Raw genomic sequence first — 23,959 nt, 5'->3', positions numbered from 1 at the left:
GAGAGCGTGAGCCTCAGTTCCCGCCGCATGTCACCGGCGCGCCCGCGCTGGCGATGACGCGGCATTTCGGCCGCCCCGCGACGCTGATCGTGCCGAGCCCGGTGCTCGACACCTGCGCGGTATAGCGCGCCCGCGCGGCGATCGTGCCGAGGCCGTCGAGATGCGCATTGAGATCCCCCGCATCCAGCCCCGCCGCATCGATTGCGCCCGCGCCGTTGGCGAGCAATCGCGCGGTAGCGACGCGGCCGGCGGCGGTGATCTTGCCGTCACCGATCAGCTGCGCGACGAGCTGGTCGCCCTGCACGTCGCCCGCCTGGATCGCGCCATTGCCCGTCGCGGCCAGATCGATGCGCATGCCGGTCAGCTTCGACACGGTGACGCGGCTGCCGCCGACGATCGCGACGCCCGACAGCCGCGGCGTGGTGAGCGCGATCCGCACCGGCGTGGCGACGGCGGCGGACGTCTGTTCGCTCCAGCGGCCGGTGGTGTTGCGGCGGACGGTCAGCGTATTGCCCTCGACGTGCAGGTCGATGTCGCCGATCACGCCGCGATCGGCGATCACGGTCGCGCCGGGCGAGGTGCCGGTGGCCACCGTCACCTCGAACGCGCCGTTGACGCGCAACCGTTCGAAGCTGCCGATCGCGACGCGGCGTTCGTCCGCGGTGGCGGCGGTGGGGATGAGGAGCAGCGCGAGGACGAGGAGGCGGATCATGCGGCAAGCGTCGCACCGGTGGCGGGGCGGGGCAAGGGTTCCGTTACGGCAAGCGCTCGGACGACGATGGCGATGGTGCCGGAACGCTTCCACCCATCACGCGTCACCCCGGACTCGTTCCGGGGTCCACCGGGCCGCAGGCGCAGGGCAAGAGGCTCTAGCCGTTTGCCTCGCCGCGGAGTGGACCCCGGAACAAGTCCGGGGTGACGAATGGCTGGAGGCAAGGGGTCAAAGCCCCGCCCCCATCACCGCCCGCAGCGTACCGAACCCGATCCCATCTTCGACACCGAACAGCGCGCCTCCGCGCCCAGGTCGACGTCGCCCGATCCCATCAGCTCGACCTTCGCCTCGCCGGTCACGGCGGCGCGGACGTCGCCCGATCCGGCGACCGACACCTCCGCGCGTTCGGCGCGCAGGCCGGCGGCGTCGAGGCTGCCCGAGCCGGCGACGTTGACCTCGAGCCGCTTGACCGCACCGCCGGCGCGCACGTTGCCCGATCCGGCGATCGACACCTTCGCCTCGTCGACGCCGAGCGCGGCGATGTTGAGGTCGCCCGACCCGGCGATATTGCCCTCGAACGCGCCACCCTCGATGCGGTCGACCGCCATCGTGCCCGAGCCGGCGATGTTCGCCTCGGTCAGGCGGGGCAGCGTGACGTAGACCTTGACCTTGCCGCGGCTGCCCCAGCCGAACGCCTGGCGTTTGCGGCCGATCTCCAGCGTGTCGCCGTCCCTGGCGATGCGGAGCCGGTCGAGCTCCTCCGCCGGCCCTTCCGCGCGCACCGAAAAGGCGGTGCCGGCGCGCACGTCGACGTCGTCGCCACCGCCGAGGTCGATCTTGCTGAAGCCGTCGACGGCATAGCTGCGCGTCGGCCCGCTGCCGGTCGGCGCGACCCCGGGGCCGTCGTCATGGCCGATCGAACAGGCGGCGAGCGATGCCGCCCCGAGCATGATGATCGCAACCTGGCGCATGACGAAACCCTCTCGTTGTGTATTGCTTGTATAATACACAACGAGAGGCGGGGCAAGGGGTCGGCTCAGCGGCCGCAGCGCGCCGTGCCGCTGCCCACCTTGCTGACCCGGCAGCGCGCCTGCGCGCCGAGATCGACGCTGCCGCTGCCCGCGATCGACACGTCGGCAGGGCCGGCGACCATCGCGCGGACGCTGCCCGATCCGCCGATCGACACTTCCGCCCGCGACGCGCGCAGGCCGGGGGCGGCGATGCTGCCCGATCCGCCGACGTTCGCCTTGAGCGCGCCGACCGTACCGGCGGCGGCGATGTCGCCCGATCCGCCGACGCTCAATTCGGCGGTGGGCGTATCGAGCCGGGCGACGCGCAGACGGCCCGATCCACCGACCGCGCCCGAAAAGCGCTCGCCGCCGCCACGATCGGCGTCGATGCTGCCCGACCCGCCGACGCTCGCCGCCGCGAGGGCGGGCAGCGTGACGTAGACGGTGATGCGGCGTTCGAGCGGCATCTCGCTGCGCCCTTCGTAGCGGCGGCCGACCTGCAGCGTCCGCCCCTCGCGCGCGACGCGGAAATTGGCGAACGCCTCCGCCGGCCCTTCGGCACGGACGGCGAACACCGGCCCGGCCCGCACGATCACCCGCGCGGCACCGCCGAGGCTGACGCTGTCGAAATCGCGCGCGGCATAGACCAGCGCATTGCCTTGCCGCTGGCCGGGAAGGCCCGGCCCGCGATCGCGCTCACCGGCGAACGCGCCGGTGGCGGCAAGCGGGATCAGGGCGAGTGCGAGCAGCTTCATGGGATCGTCCTCAACTGTTGTAGTCGGATGCTACACCGCGTCGCCTACGCCTGTAAACGAAAAAGACGGCCCCTCGCGGGACCGCCCTTTCACATGAAACAAAGGTCGCGGCGAGTTACGCCGGCACCTTGTCCTTGTTGTAGATCGCCGCGGCGGCGCGCAGGATGTCGAGGATCTTCTCCTGCGCCTTCAGCTCGTCGACCTCTTCCATCGCGGCGAGTTCGCGCGCGAGGCGGCTGCACGCCGCTTCGAAGATCTGACGTTCCGAATAGCTCTGCTCGGGCTGGTCGTCGGCGCGGAACAGGTCGCGGACCACCTCCGCGATCGACGCGAGGTCGCCCGAATTGATCTTCGCCTCATATTCCTGCGCGCGGCGCGACCACATGGTGCGCTTGACCTTGGGCTTGCCCTTCAGCGTCTCCATCGCCTCGCGCATCGTCTTGTCCGACGACAGCTTGCGCATGCCGACCGATTCGGCCTTGTTGGTGGGGACGCGGAGCGTCATGCGCTCCTTTTCGAAGCGGAGCACGTACAGCTCCAGGCTGGTCCCGGCGATCTCCTGCTTCTGCAGCTCGATCACACGGCCGACGCCATGCTTGGGATAAACGACGTAATCACCGACATCGAAGGACAATGCCTTGGCAGCCATGAACGGGCCTTTCTAAGGTCGCATCGCTCGCTTGTGGACGATCCGTGGCGGCAAACCGCTGGACAGGGACCGGCGAGGATGGTTGGTACGAGTGTCTCCAGAGCAGGCATGACGCATCATGCCCGTCATGGACCCTTTTAACACACTCGCAACAAAATTACCAGCGCGCATGAGTCAGTTACCCTGCCTCATGCGCGGATTTGCCGGACTTAATCGCCGGCGCCGGGCTCGGGCGAGAAGAACTGGTCGTACTTGTTCTCGACACCCTTCATCGCGTCGGCGTCGGGCGGCGTCTGGTCGAGCTTGCGCGTGACGTTGGGCCATTGCGCCGAGAAGGTCGTGTTGAGCTCGAGCCACTGTTCCAGCCCGCTCTCGGTGTCGGGCAGGATCGCCTCGGCCGGGCATTCGGGTTCGCACACGCCGCAGTCGATGCACTCGCTGGGGTTGATGACGAGCATGTTCTCGCCTTCATAGAAACAGTCGACCGGACACACCTCGACGCAGTCCATATACTTGCAGCGGATGCAGGCATCGGTGACGACGTAGGTCATGGCGGTTCCTTGCGGCCTTGGTGCGTCGGCTGTGGCGCCGCGCCGGGTACGAATGTCTGGGGCTGCTATGCCGCGTCGTCGCTCGCGTCAATCGATCCCGGGGGGTTGCGAGACGTTCGCGACCAGTTCCTGATAGCAGCCTTGCGCCTCGGGCGCCGGCCCGCGGCGGGTGGGCAGCGCCTCGACGCGCAGCACGCGCACCCGCGACCCTTGCGCGAAGGTCAGGATGTTGCCGACGCGCACCGGCGCCGCGCTGCGCTCCACCCGCCGCCCGTCGATCCGCATCCGCCCGTCGCAGGCGATGTCCTGCGCGACCCCGCGCGTCTTCGCGAGCCGCACGAACCACAGGAACCGGTCGAGCCGCATCGATGCCTCAGCCATGGCGGCCCCAGCCGGCAAGCGCGGCGAAGGCCCCCGTGGGCGGCGCGGCCGGCGCCTCCTCGCGCCGCGGCGGGCGGCGACCCTGCCAGATCCACGCCGGCGCGTCGGCGCCGCGCACGGTGCGGAAGCCCAGTTCCGCCATCAGCCGCGCGAACGTCGCCGGCTCCACCCCCATCGACGTGGCGAGCGCCGGGTCGGGCGCGAACGGCTTGCGTCCCTGTCGCGCGTCATGCGCGGCACGCGCGATGCGTTCGACCAGATCGACGCGCACCGCCTGCGCCGCAAGCGGGCGGAAACCGGTGGCGAGCTGCGCCCCCGGCGCGCCGCGCGGCAGCACGCTCGCCCCCTCGCGCGGCAGCACCGGCGTGCGCCCGCGCACGCCGAGCAGCGTCCGCCGCCAGCGCGCCGCCGCGGGCTTGAGCAGCCGCGGGTCGAACAGGTCGAGCGCGCCGATGGTGATGCCGATCCGGCGCAGCCGCTTGCGTTCGTCCTGCCCCAGCGCGTCGAGCGATTCGCGCAGCGGCAACCGCGGCAGCAACCCGCCCGCCGCCTCCAGCTCGCCCGCGACGACGCGCAGCGCCGGCGTTGCCTGCGGATCGCGCGCCGCCTCGGCAAGCGCGACCAACGCCGGCAGATGACGGCCGAGCATCGTCGCGAACCATGCGTTGAGCCGCACCGCCACCGCCTCGCGCTGCGGCTTGGCCAAGCAATCGAGATCGCGATCGAGCTTTAGCTGCGGGCGCGCCAGCGACGGCCCCGGCGTCAGCAGCGCGACCGCATGCCCGTTCCAGACGATCGCGTCGTCGCGCAGCGTAAAGGCCGCATCCTCCGCCGCGATCAGCGCCTCGCCGCGGCGGCGACGCTCGCCGCCGAGATGCTTTTCCGCCGCGGCAAGCAACAGCCGGCGGTCGGTCGCGCGCGCCGCGGGATCGACGGTGAAGCGAAACCCCTCGAGTCGGCCGATCGGATGATCCTCGACCAGCACCTCGCCCTCCGGCCCGATCACCACCGGCAGCAGCGACACGTCGCCGCCGATCTGGCGCATCAGCGCGGTCGTGCGCTTGTCGACGAAGCGCTGCGTCAGGCTGGCGTGGAGCCCGTCGGACAATCGCTCCTCGATTCCCTTGGCCCGCTCCGCCCCCGCGGCGGGATCGGCGAGCCAGTCGGGGCGCTGCGCGATATAGGCCCAGCTGCGGATCGCGGCGATCCGTCCGGCGATCGTCTCGACATCGCCGGCGATCGTGTCGAGCCGCGACACCTCGTCGGCGAACCATTGGTTGGGCACGACGCCGCGCCCTTCGCTGAGGTAGCCGAACACGCGCGCGACGAAGCGCGTGTGCGGATCGAGGCCGAGCTTGCGGAAATCGGGCAGTCCGCACGCCGCCCACAGCCGCTTGACCATCGCCGGCGATCGCGTCCGGTCGCGCACCCAGGGTTCGTCGGCGAGCCGCTTGAGCACCGCAAGGTCGGTCGATTGCGGCGCGGCGAGCAGCACGCCCGGCTCGGGCCGCCGCTCCAGGCTGGCGATCAGCGCGTCGATGCTGGCGTAATCGGGCTCGCCGTTGCGCCAGTAGAGCTGTTCGATGCGCGGGAAGCGATGCTCCTCGATCGCGAACACCTCTTCGGGCAGGAACGCGCCCGGCCCCTCTTCGGTGACCCCGCCGAAGGTGCCGTCGCGCTGATGGCGCCCGGCGCGGCCGGCGATCTGCGCCATCTCCGCCACCGTCAGCCGGCGGCTGCGGCGACCGTCGAACTTGCTGAGGCCGGCGAAGGCGACGTGCGCGACGTCCATGTTGAGCCCCATGCCGATCGCATCGGTGGCGACGAGATAATCGACCTCGCCCGCCTGGAACATCGCGACCTGCGCGTTGCGGGTACGCGGCGACAGCGCGCCCATCACCACCGCCGCTCCGCCGCGCAGGCGGCGCAGCATCTCGGCAACGGCGTACACTTCCTCGGCACTGAACGCGACGATCGCCGAGCGTTTGGGCAGCCGGCTGATCTTCTTGGCGCCCGCATAGGTGAGTTTCGAAAAACGCGGCCGGACGATGATCTCGGCATCCGGCACCAGCGCGCGCACCATCGGCCGCAGCGCCTCGGACCCCAGGATCATCGTTTCCTCGCGCCCGCGCCGGCGCAACAGCCGGTCGGTGAAGACATGGCCGCGCTCGGCATCGGTGCCGAGCTGTGCCTCGTCGAGCGCGACGAAAGCGGCGTCGTGCTCGGGCATCGATTCGACCGTGCACAGGTGCCAGCGCGCATTGGGGGGCACGATCTTCTCTTCGCCGGTGACGAGCGCGACGCTGTCGGCGCCCTTCAGCTTGACGACACGGTCATAGACCTCGCGCGCCAGCAGCCGCAGCGGAAAGCCCATGATGCCGCTCGAATGCGCGCACATCCGTTCGACGGCGAGGTGGGTCTTGCCGGTGTTGGTGGGTCCGAGGACCGCGGTGACCGCCGCTTTCATGGGGGCAACATCGTGCGTCCGGGGGATCAGCGCAATGAGGCGGATCAAGCATCCCCCCGTCACCCATCGCCCCCGTCACCCCGGACGTGTTCCGGGGTCCACCGGGCCGCGGGCGCAGGACAAGAGGCTCCGACCGTTCGCCTCGCCGAGGAGTGGACCTCGGAACACATCGAGATTTCTGCGAAAGTCCGCATCCCCTCCAGTACTCCCGCGCAGGCGGGAGCCCAGAGCCAAGCAAAACAACGGCTGATGGGGCTCGGGACTCCAGGGCTCCCGCCTGCGCGGGAGCACGGATAGCGTTTCGCAGAGGCCTCGAAAAGTCCGGGGTAACGCGGGATATTTGGCGATCGCCGCACCCCCGAAACGCCTCGTCGCACCGCGACTCGCGCACCCCCGCGGTTAATTTGACTTTAGACTTTCTCCCCCACAACGCTGCCACCCAGCGCCGGGGGGATGACGGCGACGTTCTTGATGAGGCGCCGCCCGCGTGTTCCTGCGCAACGACCAAGGTTTCGATCTCGCCGGCGGCACCGCCGCACGCCCGTTCGGGCGGGCGTTCGCCGTGCCGCGCGTGCTCGATCCCCGCCGCAGCCCGACCGTCGCGCCGCACTGGGGTGCGATCGACTGGGCGCCCGATCTGGGCGCGCAGATCGGCAGCCGCGACTGGTGGCGCGGCCTTGCGACGCTCACCGTCCTGCTCGGCAGCGTCTGGGCACTGGCGCCCGGCATGCGGCCGCTGGTCGGTGCCACCCCCGCACCTCTCGCCGACACCGCCTGGGAGGAAGCGCGCGGACAGGCGATCGCGCCGCTCGCCTGGGGCGGCGACACCGGTCACCGGATGGCGGCGAACGACCTCGTCGCGCCGCTCGCCGAAGCGCCCGAACGCCCGCTCGTCGAACTCAGCGCGACGCTCGGCGAAGGCGACGCCTTCGACCATGTCCTCACCCGCGCCGGCGTCGGCCGGTCGGATGCGAAGGCCGCAGCAGGGCTGGTCGCGCAGGCGGTCGCGCTCGGCGATATCCAGCCGGGCACGCGTCTTTCTCTTACCCTCGGCCGCCGCCCGGCGAAGACGGTGGCACGCCCGCTCGAGAAACTCTCCCTGCGCGCGCGCTTCGACCTCGCGCTCAGCCTCGATCGCGCCGGCGGCGGGCTGGTCATGACGCGCCAGCCGATCGCGGTCGACCGCACGCCGCTGCGCATCCAGGGCCTCGTCGGATCGAGCCTCTATCGCTCGGCGCGCGCCGCCGGTGCGCCGGCACGCGTCGTCGAAAGCTATATCAAGGCGCTCGCGACGCGCCTGTCGATCGGCCGCGACGTCAGCGCCGCCGACGGCTTCGACCTGATCGTCGCGCGCGACCGTGCCGCAACCGGCGAGGTGCGCCTCGGCGACCTGCTGTTCGCCGGCATCGACCAGGGCCGCCGCAAGGTGCAGCTGGTGCGCTGGGAGGACGACGGCAAACCGTCGTGGTTCGACGCGCACGGGCAGAGCGAACGCCGCGGGTTCATGGGCATGCCGGTGGCGGGGCGGATCACCTCGTCCTTCGGCTATCGCATGCACCCGCTGCTCGGCTATCTTAAGATGCACAAGGGGCTCGACATCGGCGCGCCTTATGGCTCGCCGATCTATGCCGCGCTCGACGGCGTCGTGCAGGGTGCGGGGCGATCGGGCGGCTACGGCAATTTCGTCAAGCTCGCCCATGCCGGCGGGCTCGCCAGCGGTTACGGCCATATGAGCCGGATCGCGGTGGCGCGCGGGCAGCAGGTCCGCCAGGGACAGGTGATCGGCTATGTCGGCTCGACCGGCATGTCGACCGGCCCGCACCTCCATTGGGAGGTCTGGCGCAACGGCCAGACGATCAACCCGCGCTCGATCTCGTTCGCCAGTGTGCAGGCGCTGTCGGGCGAAAACCTGCGCCGCTTCAAGGCGCAGGTCGCGGACCTGCTGGCGGTGAAGGTCGGCGGGGGCGGGTAAGGCCCCTCCCCACATCCTCCGTCACCCCGGACTTGTTCCGGGGTCCACTGTGCCGCAAGCGCAGGGTTGGAGGCGAGAGGGCTGCGCCTCGCCGCGGAGTGGACCCCGGAACAAGTCCGGGGTGACGAATCGCTTTGGGAAACGACAAAAATCCCGGCCGCCGACCGCGCTGTTGGTCGTACGATCGCGTAACCAACTGACGTGGAACGCAAATTCACCCACCGCTGTCCTACACGGCATCGCCCTGCTACCGCAGCCCCACGCTCTTTCGCATCATCACCGAAATCGAAACGATCGAACCGGATCGTTCACGTCAAGGTGTCCATCTTGTCTATGTCGCCTACCGCCCCTGCGCGCGCCAGCGCATGATCGTGCGGCCGATGATCGCATCCTCGCCGCCGGCATCGCGCCACAACTGCGAGAACAAAGGGTCGCCCGACGCCGGCCGCTTCGACTCTTCGAGGCCGTCGAAGCTCACCCGGATCGGCACCGCGACGCCTTCGCCGCAGATGATGCATTCGCGATTGCGCAGCGCGGGGATCGCATCGAGGAAGCCGCGCGCGCCCTCCGGCATCGCGGCGCGCACGAACGCCTGGTCGCGTTCGTTGTTGAGCCGCATCGCGATGATCGTGCCGCATTGCGAAAGCACGCCTTCCTCCAGATCGGACGGCCGCTGCGTGATAAGCCCTAAGCTGACGCCGTATTTGCGCCCTTCCTTGGCGATGCGGCCGAGGATGCGGCCGACCGAGGCGCTGCGCCCGGCCTCGCTGTTGCTGCTCGGGATGTAGCGGTGCGCCTCTTCGCAGACGAGCAGGATCGGCCGCTGCGGTTCGTTGCGCGACCAGATCGCGAAGTCGAACGTCATCCGGCTCAGCACCGCGACGACCACAGACGTGATCTCCGACGGTACGCCCGAGACGTCGACGATCGAGATCGGCCGCCCGTCGCCCGGCAGGCGAAAGATGCGCGCGAGAAAATCGGCCATCGTGTCGGCGACCAGCATGCCCGAAAACATGAAGCCGTAGCGCGGATCGGCCTTGATCTCGTCGATCTTGGTCTTGAGGCGCAGATAGGGCGCGGTATCGCCGGCACGGTCCATCTTGCCCATTTCGAGCGCGATGAGGTTGGTGAGGTCGCTCAACAGATAGGGGATCGGCGCGTCGACGGTCAGCTTGGCGATCCCCTGCCCCAGCCGGTTCTTGGCGCGCGCCATCAACAGGCATTTGGCGAGGATGTCGGCGTCGATCTGGCGATCCGATCCGCTCGCGGTAATGAAGACCTCGCAATGCTCCTCGAAGTTCATCAGCCAGTACGGCATCTGGAGGTTGCTGACGTCGTAGATCGCGCCGTTGCCGCGGAAGGCGGCGGCATATTCGCCGTGCGGATCGATCATCAGCACATGGCCCTGCGGCGCCAGTTCGCAGATGCGATGGAGGATCAGCGCCGCCGACGTCGACTTGCCGGTGCCGGTCGATCCGACCAGCGCGAAATGCTTGCCGAGCATCGCGTCGATGTAGAGCGAAGCGCGCACGTCGCGCGTCGGATAGACGGTGCCGACCTGGATATGCGGCTTGTCGGCGGCGGAATAGATCTGCTGGAGGTCGGGGGTGGTGATCGCGAACACCTCGCAGCCGGGTATCGGATAGCGCGTCACGCCGCGACGGAAATGGTAGAGCTTGCCGGTCAGCCGCTCCTCGTCGCCCTCGCCCAGGAAATCGATATCGGCCGCGACCCAGTCGCCGCCCGCTTCCTGCAACGCCAGGCTGCGGATGTTGGCGACCAGCCAGGTGCCGCCGACGCGCATCTTGATCTGGCCGCCGACCTGCCCCGCCGACGCGGCGACGGGATCGGCATCCTGCGCGGCGAGCTCCAGCGCGTTGCGGTCGAACAGGACGCGGCTGCTGCCGCCCGCGATCGCCAGCACGCAGCCGATCGGCATGCCGCCGATGCCGGCCGGCCCCGCCAGCGGCGCCGCTCCTGCCGCCAGCGGCACCGCTCCGGCAAAGGCGGCGGGTCCCGGCATGTCGGTCATCACGGTCGATCCTCGTCCATATCGACCCGATGGATTAGGGCGAAGGCCTTAACATAGCGTTCGCCATCAGATGCGCCGCGCGATCCAGCCCGCCCCCCAGCCGAGCGCCACCGACAGGACGACCGCGGCGAGGCCGTAATAGATGCCGTGCCGTTCCGCGGCGCGCGCGACGAACCGCTCGAACCCCGATTTGCGGATGTCGATGTCGCGCACCGCCGCGGCGAGGACGCGGCCGTCGCGGATCAGGAACGTCTCCGCGGTGAACCGCCCGACGGGGACACGCGCGGGGATGGTCAGCCGCGCGCGGTAGAGCACGCCATCGGTGATCCCGACCGCATGCGGCGCCTCCAGATACAGGCCGGCGCGGCGCTTGAGGTCGACGAGCCCGCGCTGGAACCGATGCTCGACCGCGGTGACCGCATTCGATCCCGGCGACAGCTGAAGGCTGTCGAGCCCGAGTTCGTAGATCGCGCGCGTCCGTTCATCGACGATACGGTCCACCGGCCGCGACGAGGCAAGCGCGTAGAAGCTCGGCACCGAGCTGTAGCGCTGGTGCTGCGCATTGACCCAGATGCCGGCGACCTTTTCCTTCTCGCGCACCAGCACCGGCTGGGTCGGTCCCTTGACGACGACGACGATATCGGTCGGCGCCTCACCCTTGGGCAGTCGCCCGCCGGGATAGAGGATCGCGCCGAACAGCAGCAGCTCGGCACCGGTAAACGAATAGGCGATCTCGATATCGCGCTGCGACACGTCGGGGACGAGCACGGGTTTTGGCGCCTGCCCCATCAGCAGCAGCGCGGCGAGCGGCAGCCAGCGCCTCACGTCAGCTCGACCGTGAAGATCTCCTCGGGCCGCCAGACGAGCCCGAGCAGGATGCGCAGGCCCACGAGCAGCACCATGATCGCGAGCGCGAGGCGGAGATATTCGGGCTTCACCCGCGAGGCGAAGCGCGCGCCCAATTGCGCGCCGATCACCGATCCGATCAGCAGCAGGCCGGCGAGGACGATGTCGACCGCCTTGGTGGTGGTGGCGTGGACCATCGTCGCGACCGCGGTGACGAACAGCGTCTGGAACAGCGACGTGCCGACGACGACGCTGGTCGCCATGCCGAGCAGATAGATCATCGCCGGCACCAGGATGAACCCGCCGCCGATGCCGAGCAGGATGGTGAGGATGCCGGTGAAGAAGCCGAGCAGCAGCGGCGCGAGCGGCGAGATGTACAGGCCCGACGCATAGAAACGCGTGCGCAGCGGCAGCGCGGCGACGAGCGGATGGTGGCGCCGCTTGCGCGGGCGCACCGGCCGCCGCCCGCGCGCGACGCCGATCGCGGCGATCGATTCGCGCGCCATCATCGTGCCGATCGATCCCAGCATCAGCACATAGACGACGCCGATCACCGTATCGATCTGGCCGCTGGCGCGCAGCAGCTGGAAGATCCACGCACCGGCGAAGCTGCCGACGATGCCGCCCGCGACGAGCACGCCGCCCATCTTGGTATCCACCCCGCCGCGATGGAAATGCGCGAAGACGCCCGATACGCTCGCCCCCGTCACCTGGCTCGCCGACGACGCCGCGGCGACGGTCGGCGGGATGCCGTAGATGATGAGCAGCGGCGTCGTCAGGAATCCGCCGCCGACCCCGAACATCCCCGACAGCAACCCGACGCCACCGCCCAGCAGCACGATGACGAGCGCGTTGACCGACAGATTGGCGATGGGAAGGTAGAGGTCCACGGCCCCGCGTTATACCCGGCTTGGCGCGGCGGACCAGCCGTCAGAAATCGGTGCCGATCGACAACGCCGGCCCCGAATCCGGCCGCGCCGCACCGGCGACGCGCTGGCGCCAGTCCGCGGTCAGGCGAAGGCGACGTTTACCGACCGGCACGACGATACCCAGCGACGGCCCCAAGTCGAGCCGTGTCGCCCCGCGTTGCGCGCCGCCCCAGATGCCGGCGCCGATGTCGATCCGTACCGCGCCCAGCGCGCCGAGCGGATGCGCCGCCCGCAAGGCGCCATCAGCGAATGCCTCGGTCTGACCGCGATCGATCAAACCGGCCTGTCCATAGCCTTCGAGCGTCAGCGCCGGCGCGATCCGCGTCGGGCCGAACCCGGCGATCACCCCCACCATCGGCCCGCCCCGCCCACCGTCGAGGGCGATGCGCTGCTCGGCGACGATGTGGATCGGTGCCCGCATCGGCTGCCAATCCAGTCCAATCGCCGCTTCCCGTCCCCGGCCGGACAACGGTGCCGACACGCGAGCGGCAAGCGCTACCCGCCGTGCCGCACCCAACGCATAGGTCAGCCTCACGCCCGCCTGCGACCCGCCGAGCTGGCCACTCGTGACGCTGGCGACATTCCCGCCACGCGCGATCAGCCACGCGCTGCCCGCCCAGCGCGATGGCCCTTGCGCGATCGGCGGCGGCTGGACGGCGGGCGCCAGACGTGGCGGGTCGGATCGCCGGTCATCATCCACCGCCCAGGAGGCGTCGATGCCCGCCGTAGAGCGCCGTTGATTGGCGATCGATGGCGAATCGCTCGCCACCGCCGCCCGATGCACGACACGATTCGCACGCATCCACATCCGCTCCGTCCGACGATCGCCGGCGGGCGCAAAAGGCATGGGCCTCGCCACGGCCGGGGACACCCCCATCGCCGCGACGATCCGCGCGACGGGTGCCGCCAGGGGTAAAGCCGCCACGCCGCCGTCGCGATAGATCGCATATCCCCTGGTGCCGGCCCAGCCGGCGAGCAGGACGGCGAGAAAGCGGAGCGGCCGTCCACCCGTCACACGTTGGACGCCATGTCGAGGTCGGGAAACTCGTGCCGCGTCTTGTCCCATACCAGCGGCGCACCGCGCAGCAGCTTCAGGTAACGGTGGAGCGCGCGCGGCGCGGCGATCAGCGAAATGAGATTGCCGACGAAAAATCGCGGTAGCGACCATGCCGCCTCGCGCCAGCCATAGTCCCGCGCCGTGCAGACGGCACGCATCGCTAGCCGCCAGCCGAGCAGCACTGATGTCGTCGTGAGCAGCCATGTGGCAAGCCGATCGTCGGCGACGGGCGTACCGGCCAGCCAGTGCAATACGACCGCCAAGGGCCATAGCAGGACGGCCACATAGGCGACGGCCAGAACCAACACCGAGACCAATGCGCGCCGGTCGCGCATGCGCATCCAGTGATCCGCGAGCGCGAGCGGCCTGCCCCATCCGGTTCGATCCCAGCCGGCGAGCGCGATGCCGGTCATCCATCGCGCCTTCTGCCGCGTGGCCGTCGGCAGCGCGTCGGGAAAATAGGCGCGCACCGCGACCAGACTGCCGTCGTGGGAATCACGGATGCGCGCGAAGCAACTGCCGCCGCCCCGCGCGGCGACATGCAGGCCGAGTTCGTAATCCTCCGTCAGGCTCGATTCGTCGAACGGTGCGCCATCGCGCTCGGCGGCGATCGCCGCCAGTATCGGCGTCGCGATCGCGCAACCTGTCCCAGCCAGCGGCATCGCCGCCCCCAGCATCGCACGCACCGGCTGCTGGACGCTGTGCGCATAGGAAAACTCATCGGCATAGTGCGCCGAGACCATCGATCCGCGTCGGATCAGCGGCAACACCGGCAATTGCACCACCGACCGCCCTTCGATCATCGTGTCGAACACGGTCAGTTCGGCGGGATGGACGACATCTTCCGCGTCGTGGAGAACCACCGCTTTCGTCACCCGGCCTGCTGCCTCGTCGCGCATCAGCGCCGTCCACAATGTGTTGAGGCAGTCCGCCTTGGTCGTGGGCCCGTCGCGGCTGCCGATGACGACGCGGATCCGGGAATCGGTGGCGGCAACGGCCGTAGCTGCCGCGATCGTGCCCGGATCGTTGGGATAGACCCCGACGTACAGGCGGTAATCCGGATGTTCGAAACGGGCGACGGCCGCTGCGAGCATGCCGCCGATCACCGCCTCTTCGTCCCAGGCCGCGACGAACACGGCGAACGCACCAGGCGAGGCGGGCCGTGGCAGGGTGGCCAACGTCGGACGGACAGCCTTACGTTTGCTCCAGCGATGCGCCAGGAAGCACAGATCGACGATCAGGTCGTCGATCCCGCCGATGAGCAGTCCCGTCGCCGCGAACAGCATCGTTTCGCGCGCCGCGGCATCGAAGATCGCCGTCAAAAGATCCACGATCCGCCCCCGGACAGTTTCCCATGCCGATAAGGTTCATTACGGATGCGGATCGGACAAGGGGCGATAGGCAAGCCTTTCCGATCGTTGGATTTCATCGCTCATGACGCGCCCGCCAGCGGCGGATTGCCGCCGAATCGGCGGAAACGCGGATCGGTTCGGGGACGGCGGCGGCTCTGGATTCGCGTTCGTGAACCGCCTAGCGTCGTGTCGTTACGGGAGGGCGATGATGCGGCGCGGAGCAGCGGTACGGTGGGCGGTGCTGGCTCTGGCGCTGGCGCCCGTCGCCGCGTTCGGCGACAACAGCCCGCAGGTGGTGCTCGCCCAGCCCGGCGCCGGTGGCAACGGTGGCGCGATCGAGCGCTACACGATCCGCTTCAACCAGCCGATGGTGCCGCTCGGCGATCCACGCAGCCCCGCGCCCTTTACCACCGGCTGTGCCGGCAGCGGACGCTGGGTCGACCAGCAGACCTGGGTCTTCGACTTCGCCACACCATTACGCGGCGAGACCAAATGCAGCTTCGACGCCGCCAAGGGGCTGAAGAGCGTCGCCGGCTATGCGTTGAACGGACGGCAGAGCTATGCGGTCGACGCCGGAGGACCGAGCGCGCGCGCCGTCCTGCCGCCGGGTGGCGGCGACGAGATCGAGGAGGATCAGGTGTTCCTGGTCGCCACGTCGACCGCGCCGACGCGCGCGTCGGTCGCCGCCAACGCTTATTGCGCGGTCGACGGGCTCGGCGAGAAGATCCCGGTCGACGTCCTCGCCGCCGACCTGCCCGCGAAACTGTTCGGCGCGATGGGGACGCAGGACTGGTCGGTGCGCAGCTTCCTCGAGAATGCCGGCCTGCCCGATGCGGTTCCCGACGCGCCCGCCGCGCGGCAGGCGCTGTACGCCGGCGTCACCGCGCTCAAATGCCGCCGCGCGCTGCCGCCCGGGCGCGACGTCGCGCTGGTCTGGCCGAAGGGGATCGCGTCGGCCTCCGGCCGTCTCGCCGGCGCCGATCAGCGCTTCGACTATAGCGTCCGCAAGCCGTTCACGGCGCGCTTCGAATGCAGCCGCACCAATCCGCAGGCCGGGTGCAGCCCGGTGCAACCCGCCTATGTCCGCTTCACCGCACCGGTGACGATGAGCCAGGCGGCGGCGATCCGGCTGACGCTGGCGGACGGCAGGCAGATCGCGCCGACCTTCGACGACGACGACAGGAAGAAGGCGACGATCGCCGACGTCACGTTCAAGGCGCCGCTGCCCTACGACACTGCGGCGAAGCTGACGCTGCCCGCCGGCCTCAAGGACGAGAGCGGCCGTGCGCTGACCAATGGCGAACGCTTCCCACTGGACGTGCGCTTCGACGCCGCGCCGCCGCTGGTGAAGTTCGCGGCGGGCTTCGGCATCCTCGAGGCGGCACAGGGCGGCGTGCTGCCGGTCACCGTACGCAACGTCGAGCCTGCCCTGCAGGGCCGCAACCTCGCGATCGGCGGGCGGACGCTCAAGGTCGGCGATTCGGACGCGGCGGTCGCCGCATGGCTGCGCACGGTCGCGGCCGCGGACAATTATGACGTCGAGGAGGTGAAGCGCGGCGACGAAGTGGTGCGGCGGATCAACCATACCGGCGACCGTTCGATCCTGGGGCAGCAGGGCGCGGGGCTGAAGCTCGGCCTGCCCGGCAAGGGCCACGATTTCGAGGTGGTCGGCATCCCATTGGGCAAGCCCGGCTTCTACGTCGTCGAACTGGCAAGTCCGGTGCTCGGACGCTCGCTGCTCGGACGCAACGCGCCGCGCTATGTCGCCAGCGCCGCGCTGGTCACCAACATGGCGGTGCATTTCAAATGGGGGCGCGAGCGCAGCCTCGTCTGGGTGACCGCGCTCGACACCGGCCAGCCGGTCGCCAACGCCAGCGTGGCGATCAGCGACAGCTGCACCGGCAAGCTGCTGGCGCGCGGTGCGACCGATCGCAGCGGCGGGCTGATGATCCCCGCCGGTCTGCCGCAGCCCGAGACGTACGACGGCTGCGAGGACAGTTCGTCCGCGCACGCGCTGATGGTGTCGGCGCGCAGCGACGACGATTTCAGCTTCGCGCTGACCAGCTGGGGCCAGGGCATCCGGCCGTCCGATTTCGAGCTGCCCTATGGCTATTCGGCGCCCGCCGAGACGTTCCACACCGTCTTCGATCGCGCGCTGGTGCGGCAGGGCGAGACGATCCACATGAAGCATATCGTCCGCCGCCCGAACGGCAGCGGCTTCGCGATCCCGGCGGGCTTCACCGGCATCCTGCGGCTGTCGCACCGCGGATCGGACACGCAATTCGACGTGCCGCTGACGATCGATGCACGCGGGCAAGGCGAGACGTCCTGGACCGCACCGCAGGGCGCGCCGATGGGCGATTACGACCTCAGGATCGTCCGCGGCGACGAGGTCACCTATACCGACCAGTCGTTCAAGGTCGACGAGTACAAACTGCCGACGATGCGCGCGAGCGTCACCGGGCCCAAGGCGCCGGCGGTGCGGCCTAGGTCGCTGCCGCTCGACCTGTACGTCGGCTATCTGTCGGGCGGCGGCGCGGGGAGCCTGCCTGTCGAGGTGCGCGTCGGCTGGTTTGCGCATAGCGGCAGCCCCAAGGGCTATGACGGCTATACGTTCGGCGGTGCGAAGGTGGAAGAGGGCGTCCGGCCGATGAACGGCGACGGCGACGACCAGCCGACGCCGCTGCCGCCGACGCAGACGCTGCCCGCGACGTTGAACGCCGGCGGCACCGCGCGCACCAGCGTCGACGTGCCCGCGCTCGACGAACTGACCGACATGCTGGTCGAGATGGACTATCAGGACGCCAACGGCGAAGTGCTGACCGCCAGTCGCAGGCTGCCGATCTTCCCGTCGGCGGTGCAACTGGGCGTCAAGACCGACGGCTGGCTGATGAAGCAGGACGATCTGCGCCTGCGCTTCGCCGCGCTCGACACCGCGGGCAAACCGATCAAGGGCCAGAAGGTCTCGGTCGCGTTGTACAGCCGCCAGATCCTTACCGCGCGGCGGCGGCTGATCGGCGGCTTCTACGCCTATGACAACCAGATGCGCACGACGAAGCTCGCGGCGGATTGCACCGCGACCACCGACGCGCAGGGCCTTGGCCAATGCAGCGTCGATCCCGGCGTGTCGGGCGAGGTCTATGTCGTCGCGACCACCACCGACGCCGACGGCAACGTGTCGCGCGCGGTGCGATCGGTGTGGCTGGCGGGCGACGACGCCTGGTGGTTCGGCGGCGACAATGGCGACCGGATGGACGTCGTTCCCGAACGCACCGCCTACAAGGCGGGCGAGACCGCACGCTTCCAGGTGCGCATGCCGTTCCGTTCCGCCACCGCGCTGGTCACGGTCGAGCGCGAGGGCGTGCTGTCGAGCTTCGTCACCGAACTCAGCGGCACCGATCCGGTGGTCGAAGTGCCGATGCCGGGCAGCTATGCGCCCGACGTCTATGTCTCGGTGATGGCGGTGCGCGGGCGGATCGAGAGCGGCTGGACGAGCTGGCTGCGCGGGATCGGCCAGAGTCTCGGCCTCGTGAAGGCCGAGCCTGCGCCCGAACCGACCGCGCTCGTCGATCTCGCCAAGCCCGCCTATCGCCTCGGCATCGCCAAGGTCACGGTCGGGTGGGAGGGCCATACGCTCGCCGTCGACGTGAAGGCGAACCGCGAACGCTTCGCGCCGCGCGGCACCGCCGAGGTCGCGCTGCAGGTCCGCCGCCCCGACGGCAGCCCGGCGGCGAGCGCCGACGTCGCCTTCGCCGCGGTCGACGAGGCGCTGCTCCAGCTTGCGCCCAACGACAGTTGGGACGTGCTACCTGCGATGATGGGCGATCGCCCGCTGTCGGTGCTGACCGCGACCGCGCAGATGCAGGTCGTCGGCAAGCGCCATTACGGGCGCAAGGCGGTGGAGGCGGGCGGCGGCGGCGGCGATGCCGCGGCGGCGCTCAACCGCGAAAATTTCCAGCCCGTCCTGCTGTGGCGCGGCCATGTCGCGCTCGATGCGCAGGGTCGCGCGACGCTGTCGGTGCCGCTGTCCGATGCGCTGTCGTCGTTCAAACTGGTCGGGATCGCCACCGATGGCGAAGGCCTGTTCGGCACCGGCACCACCACGATCCGCACCGCGCAGGACCTGTCGCTCTACGCCGGGCTGCCGCCGCTGGTGCGCAGCGGCGACTGGTATGCGGCGGGCTTCACGCTGCGCAACGGCAGCGACAAACCGATGACCGTCACCGCCAGTGTCGAAGTCTTCCCGCGGATCGCGCAGGGGCGGCCGCTGACCGTCACCCTCCCCGCGGGCGGCGCGGTGCCGGTGGCGTGGAATCTCACCGCGCCGCAGGCGAGCGGCACGTTGCGCTGGCAGGTCACCGCGCGGTCGCAGGACGGCAAGGCGGTCGACCGGCTCACCGCGACACAGGAGGTCGTGCCCGCGGTGCCGGTCGAAACCTGGGCGGCGGCGCTGACCCGCGTCGCCGACACGTCGCTGCCGATCGCGCCGCCCGCCGGCGCGCTGCCCGGCCGTGGTTCGGTCGACGTCCAACTGACCGACACGCTCGCCCCGCCGCTCGCAGGCGTGCGTCGCTACATGACCGACTATCCGTACAATTGCTTCGAACAGCAATTGAGCCGGATCGTCGCATTGGGCGATACGCAGCGCTGGGCGGCGCTGGCCGGCGCGATTCCGACCTATCAGGCGTCCGACGGCCTGCTGCGCTACTGGCCGAGCGAGACGCTCGACGGGTCGGAGGCGCTGACCGCCTATGTCCTGTCGCTGACCAGTGAGGCCGGCCTGCCGCTGCCGCCTGCGCCCCGCGCGCGGATGATCGAGGGGCTGAAGGCGGTGCTCGACGACCGCGTCCGCCGCGAAAGCTACGGCGATCCGCGCCAGCAGCGGCTCGTCGCCTTCGCCGCGCTCGCCCGCGCCGGCGCGGCGACGCCGGCGATGCTCGGCCAGATCGGCCTGCCCGCGCAGGACATGCCGACCGCGCTCCTTGCCGACTATATCGCCGCGCTCGATCGCGTGCCGCTCGCCAATGCCGCGGCGCTGAAGGCGCAGGCGGAAGGCGTGTTGCGCAGCCGGCTGGTCTACGAAGGCACGCGGCTCGACCTGTCCGACGCGGCGAACGCACCATGGTGGCTGATGTCGTCGGGCGACGAGGCGTCGGTCAAGACGCTGCTCGTGTCGCTCGGCCGCCCCGGCTGGCAGGACGAGGCGGCGAAGATGATGGTCGGCGTCGCGCTACGCCAGTCGCGCGGCCATTGGGACACGACCACCGCCAACGCCTGGGGCGCGGTTGCGGTGCGCAAGTTCGCGAGCCTGTATCCGGCGCAGGCGATCGCCGGTACGACCACGATGCAGCTTGGCGGCACGAGCGTGTCGCGCGCCTGGCCGCTTGGCCCCGAGGCGCGCACGGTCAGCCTGCCGCTCCCCGCCGCACAGACGCCCCTGCTGCTGCGCCAGAACGGCGGTGCGGGGCCGTGGGCGATGGTCTCTGTGCGCGCGGCGGTGCCGCTCAGGGCGCCGCTGTTCGCCGGCTATCGCGCCAGCCGCAGCGTGACGCCGGTGCAAGTGCGTACCAAAGGCCAGCTTACCCGCGGCGACGTGCTGCGCGTGACGATCACCGTCGATGCGACCGCCGAGCGCAATTGGGTGGTGGTCAACGATCCGATCCCCGCCGGCGCGACGATCATCGGCGATCTCGCCAACCAGTCGCAGATGCTGGGCGAGGGCGGCGGCGGCGAGGGCGTGCAGCCGTCCTACGTCGAGCGCGGCAACGACAGCTGGCGCGGCTTCTTCGCCTGGGTCCCGCGCGGGCGGTTCACGGTGAGCTATGCGGTGCGCCTCAACGGCGCGGGTCGCTTCAGCCTGCCGCCGACACGGGTGGAGGCGATGTACTCGCCCACCGTGCGCGCGCAGCTGCCCAACGACCCGGTGGTGGTGGCGCAGCGGTGAGGGGGCCGTCGGTGCGGCGCGCGGCGCGATTTGGAGTCGGACGGGGGATGGCGGCCGTCGGCGGCGCCTCCGCCGCGCGTTGGCTGACGCACGAACGCAACCCCAACTCCCTCGTCACCCCGGACTTGTTCCGGGGTCCACCGGGCCGCGGGCGTACGGTTTCGCCTCGAAGCGTATGCCTCGCCGCGGAGTGGACGCCGGAACAGGTCCGGGGTGACGGAGGAATTGGGGGGCGGTTTCGTTCTCCCGCTGCGCTGGCGCGACGGGCGCCCGTGATGCGCGCTGATGGCTCCCACAGCGTCCACCCCGGCGGAGGCCGGGGTCCAGTGGCGGCGCGGCGGCGATGATCCGCGACCGTTTGCCCGACTGGACCCCGGCCTTCGCCGGGGTGGAGCAGAAAACACCATCCGCGGCATGAGCGCGCGCCTTTCCATTCACATAACCCCTGCCCGCGTCATGGCGCTCGTCGGCGTGCTCGCCGTCACCGGTGGCACGCTGGACTACGCCACCCGCCCGCCCGCGCTCCCCGATTACGCGCAAGTCCGTAGCCGCTGGCACCCGTCCGAATCATGGCTCTACGATCGCCACGGCCGGCTGATCGACAGCGCCCGCGTCGATTTCGCCGCGCGGCGGCTCGCCTGGACGCCGCTCGCCGCGGTCGCGCCGCCTGCGCGCGATGCGATCGTCGCGGCCGAGGACCATCGCTTCCGCGACCATGGTGGCGTCGACTGGCTCGCGCTCGGTGCCGCCGCGCGCCACCGGCTCGATCCTCGGAAGGTTCGCGGCGCCTCGACGCTGTCGATGCAGCTCGCCGCCTTCCTCTCTCCCGGCCTCGCGCGCCCCGGCGCGCGCGGCTGGCTCGACAAGCTCCGCCAGCTCCGCGCCGCCCGCGCGCTCGAATCGCGCTGGAGCAAGGACCAGATCCTCGAAGCCTATCTCAACCTCGCCGGCTATCGCGGCGAGGCGCAGGGGATTGGCGCCGCCGCACTCGGCCTGTTCGGCAAGACCCCGGCCAGCCTCACCCGCGACGACGGCCTGCTGCTCGCCGCGCTGCTCCCCGATCCGCGCGCCGATGCCGCGACGATCGCCCGCCGCGCCTGCGCGCTCGCCGCAACACGCGACTGCACCCGCTTCCCCGCGCTCGCCGCGGCGATGCTCGGTCCGGCGCGCAGCCTTGCGCTCGATCCCGGCCTCGCGCCGCATCTCGCCGACCGGCTGCTGACCAAGGCGGGGCTGCGCGTCACCACGACGCTCGACGCCGATATCCAGCGCTTCGCCGCGGCGGCGCTGCGACGGCAGCTGCTCGGCCTCGGCGGCACCCGTGCGCGCGACGGCGCGGTGGTAGTGGTCGACAATGCGAGCGGAGAGGTGCTCGCCTATGTCGGCGGCATCGGCGGCGCCTCGACCGCGCCGGCGGTCGACAATGCCAATGCCTATCGCCAGGCCGGGTCAACGCTCAAACCGTTCCTATACGCGCTTGGAATCGAGCGCCGTTACCTCACCGCGGCGTCGATCCTCGACGATTCGCCGGTGCAGCTCGACACCGCCTCGGGCCTCTACGTGCCGCAGAATTACGATCGCGGCTTCAAGGGTCCGGTGTCGGCGCGCACCGCGCTCGCCGGCTCGCTCAACGTCCCCGCGGTGCGCACTTTGCTGCTCGTCGGCGTCGAGCCGTTCCGCGACCGCCTCTGGGACCTCGGCTATCGCGGCCTTGTCGAGGACGGCAGTTATTACGGCTTTTCGCTGGCGCTGGGCTCGGCGGAGGTCACGCTGCTCGAACAGGCCGCCGCCTATCGCGCCCTCGCCGATCACGGGCGCTGGCGCCCGCTGCGCGTGACCCGCGACCAGTCCGCGACCAGCCCACGCGCGATCGTCAGCCCCGCCGCGGCGTGGATCGTCGCCGACATCATCGCCGATCCCAATGCCCGCGCCGCGACCTTCGGCCTCGATTCGGCGCTGCGCCTGCCGTTCTGGGCGGCGGTGAAGACGGGGACGTCGAAGGCGATGCGCGACAATTGGTGCGTCGGCTTCTCGAACCGCTTCACCGTCGCGGTCTGGGTCGGCAATGCCGAGGGCGATCCGATGCGCGCCGTCTCCGGCACCAGCGGCGCGGCGCCGGTGTGGCGCGACGTGATGCTGGCGCTCCATGCGCGCAGCCCGGGCCGCGAGCCCGCCGCCCCCGCCGACGTCGTCGCTTCCCCCGTCGCCTTCGCCGACCATATCGAGGAGCCGCGCCGCGACTATTTCCTGCGCGGTACTGCACAGAGGCTGATCGCCGCCGCCCCCGCCGAATCGCGGCGGCCGCGCATCACCAACCCGGTATCGGGCAGCGTCTATGCGCTCGACCCCGATATCCCGATCGACCGCCAGCGTCTGAGCATCGGCGTCAGCGGTGCCGCCATGGCGCATCGCATCATGCTTGACCGGCGCGATATCGGGCAGGCGGATCGGCCCGCGCTGATCCTGCCCGGGCCGGGCGCGCACCGGCTACGGCTGGTCGATCTGGCCGGGCGGGTGGTCGATCAGGTGATGTTCACGGTGCGCTGACGAAAAAGCGCGAGCGTGCCAGAACCATTCCGATGGCGGCGCGTTAGCGGCCACTGATCCCTTTTCCCCTTTCGGGATCAGTGCCGGTCCAAGCACGGCACGGTCGCGCCGATGCGTAGCAGGCGGCGCGACCAACCGGGGGAGCCGATACCGGGTGTTACGGCGTGTCGCGACCGCCGCCACCACCACCGCCGCGGCCACCCTGGCCGCCCGTGCCCGCCGCGCCTACGGTGCCGATATTGCCGAACAGATCCTCGAAGAAGCCGCGCTTCTTGCCCAGCGTCGGCGTCGTCTTGCCATAGGGATCGATGCTGGCGATCTGCTCGGCGCCGGTGCGGGTGACCGAGGTGACGGTGCCGTTGGCGTCGAAGCTGATCTTCAGCGCGATCTGGTCCTTCGCCTTGGGCTTCTGGAAATTGAGGTTGCGGCTGTCGCGCGCGACATAATACCAGTCCTGCGTGCCGAACTGGCTGGCGATCGTCGGCCGCCCCAGCACCTGCGCGACCGAGGCGCGGTTGTCGACGCCCGGCTGCACCGAATTCACCAGATCGGCATCGATGATATAGCCCTGATGCGAGCGCAGCGGCGCGCAGGCCCCCATCGCGAGGGTCAGCCCGACACCCGCGACCAGACCGATGCGGGCGCCGACACGGGCAAAGGATACGCTCATCACTATCTCCAGCGGCGGCACGCGTGCATGGTCGATTGCATCGCCCGCCGATCGCCTCGATATGCGAGGATCGCACACGCTTCAA

General features: G+C 70.3%; 16 protein-coding genes. 3 read left to right on the top strand and 13 right to left on the bottom strand.

Annotation, left to right across the window (positions count from 1 at the left end; all coding sequences use genetic code 11):
* Positions 1-13: 13 nt before the first annotated feature.
* From M9979_RS04610 to M9979_RS04580, 7 genes are all read right to left on the bottom strand, one after another.
* A complete protein-coding gene (locus tag M9979_RS04610; RefSeq protein ID WP_254288157.1) occupies positions 14-712 on the bottom strand; it encodes a GIN domain-containing protein in 699 nt (232 codons plus the stop codon).
* Positions 713-957: 245 nt separating this feature from the next.
* Positions 958-1,683 (bottom strand): head GIN domain-containing protein, encoded by a 726-nt coding sequence (locus M9979_RS04605; RefSeq protein WP_254288156.1) that lies wholly within the window; start codon positions 1,681-1,683, stop codon positions 958-960.
* 65 nt (positions 1,684-1,748) lie between these two features.
* Positions 1,749-2,477, bottom strand: coding sequence for a head GIN domain-containing protein (locus M9979_RS04600; protein ID WP_254288155.1), 729 nt, complete (start codon positions 2,475-2,477; stop codon positions 1,749-1,751).
* 115 nt (positions 2,478-2,592) lie between these two features.
* Entirely contained in the window at positions 2,593-3,126 is a 534-nt protein-coding gene (locus M9979_RS04595; RefSeq protein WP_017980630.1) for a CarD family transcriptional regulator, read from the bottom strand.
* A 209-nt stretch (positions 3,127-3,335) separates the two neighbouring features.
* A complete protein-coding gene (fdxA, locus tag M9979_RS04590) occupies positions 3,336-3,677 on the bottom strand; it encodes a ferredoxin FdxA (RefSeq protein ID WP_163957239.1) in 342 nt (113 codons plus the stop codon).
* 87 nt (positions 3,678-3,764) lie between these two features.
* Positions 3,765-4,058: an RNA-binding S4 domain-containing protein gene (locus tag M9979_RS04585; protein ID WP_254288154.1), complete on the bottom strand. Its 294-nt coding sequence runs from the start codon at positions 4,056-4,058 to the stop codon at positions 3,765-3,767.
* Positions 4,051-6,525 carry a helicase-related protein gene (locus tag M9979_RS04580; RefSeq protein ID WP_254288153.1) on the bottom strand — a complete coding sequence of 825 codons (2,475 nt, stop codon included), beginning with the start codon at positions 6,523-6,525 and terminating at the stop codon, positions 4,051-4,053. Before M9979_RS04580 ends, M9979_RS04585 begins: the two co-directional genes overlap by 8 nt.
* 487 nt (positions 6,526-7,012) lie before the next feature.
* Here M9979_RS04580 and M9979_RS04575 point away from each other — a divergent pair, with 487 nt between their 5' ends.
* Positions 7,013-8,497: a M23 family metallopeptidase gene (locus M9979_RS04575; protein ID WP_254288152.1), complete on the top strand. Its 1,485-nt coding sequence runs from the start codon at positions 7,013-7,015 to the stop codon at positions 8,495-8,497.
* Between the two features lie 340 nt (positions 8,498-8,837).
* Here M9979_RS04575 and M9979_RS04570 read toward each other — a convergent pair whose 3' ends face one another.
* The 5 genes from M9979_RS04570 to M9979_RS04550 form a co-directional block, all read right to left on the bottom strand.
* Positions 8,838-10,529 carry an ATP-binding protein gene (locus M9979_RS04570; protein WP_254288151.1) on the bottom strand — a complete coding sequence of 564 codons (1,692 nt, stop codon included), beginning with the start codon at positions 10,527-10,529 and terminating at the stop codon, positions 8,838-8,840.
* Between the two features lie 66 nt (positions 10,530-10,595).
* Positions 10,596-11,318, bottom strand: a complete 723-nt coding sequence (locus M9979_RS04565) for a TIGR02186 family protein (protein WP_254288208.1) — start codon at positions 11,316-11,318, stop codon at positions 10,596-10,598.
* Positions 11,319-11,350: 32 nt separating this feature from the next.
* Complete coding sequence (locus M9979_RS04560; RefSeq protein ID WP_254288150.1) at positions 11,351-12,265, bottom strand: sulfite exporter TauE/SafE family protein; 915 nt, start codon at positions 12,263-12,265, stop codon at positions 11,351-11,353.
* A 40-nt stretch (positions 12,266-12,305) separates the two neighbouring features.
* Positions 12,306-13,106, bottom strand: coding sequence for a hypothetical protein (locus M9979_RS04555; RefSeq protein WP_254288149.1), 801 nt, complete (start codon positions 13,104-13,106; stop codon positions 12,306-12,308).
* Between the two features lie 209 nt (positions 13,107-13,315).
* Complete coding sequence (locus M9979_RS04550; protein ID WP_340689043.1) at positions 13,316-14,692, bottom strand: glycosyl transferase family protein; 1,377 nt, start codon at positions 14,690-14,692, stop codon at positions 13,316-13,318.
* 226 nt (positions 14,693-14,918) lie between these two features.
* On the opposite strand from M9979_RS04550, the gene M9979_RS04545 reads away from it, so the two are divergent.
* Positions 14,919-20,657: an alpha-2-macroglobulin family protein gene (locus tag M9979_RS04545; protein ID WP_422921533.1), complete on the top strand. Its 5,739-nt coding sequence runs from the start codon at positions 14,919-14,921 to the stop codon at positions 20,655-20,657.
* A gap of 456 nt (positions 20,658-21,113) precedes the next feature.
* Positions 21,114-23,204, top strand: a complete 2,091-nt coding sequence (pbpC, locus tag M9979_RS04540) for a penicillin-binding protein 1C (protein WP_254288148.1) — start codon at positions 21,114-21,116, stop codon at positions 23,202-23,204.
* Positions 23,205-23,361: 157 nt separating this feature from the next.
* On the opposite strand, the gene M9979_RS04535 is transcribed toward pbpC, so the two are convergent.
* Positions 23,362-23,874: an outer membrane protein assembly factor BamE gene (locus tag M9979_RS04535; protein ID WP_254288147.1), complete on the bottom strand. Its 513-nt coding sequence runs from the start codon at positions 23,872-23,874 to the stop codon at positions 23,362-23,364.
* Between the last annotated feature and the right edge of the window lie 85 nt (positions 23,875-23,959).

This window comes from Sphingomonas liriopis (assembly GCF_024211255.1).
In the GTDB taxonomy this organism is placed as follows: Bacteria; Pseudomonadota; Alphaproteobacteria; order Sphingomonadales; family Sphingomonadaceae; genus Sphingomonas; species Sphingomonas liriopis.
The sequence above is the reverse complement of the archived record's forward strand: the minus strand, read 5'-3'. Positions and strand labels throughout refer to the sequence as shown.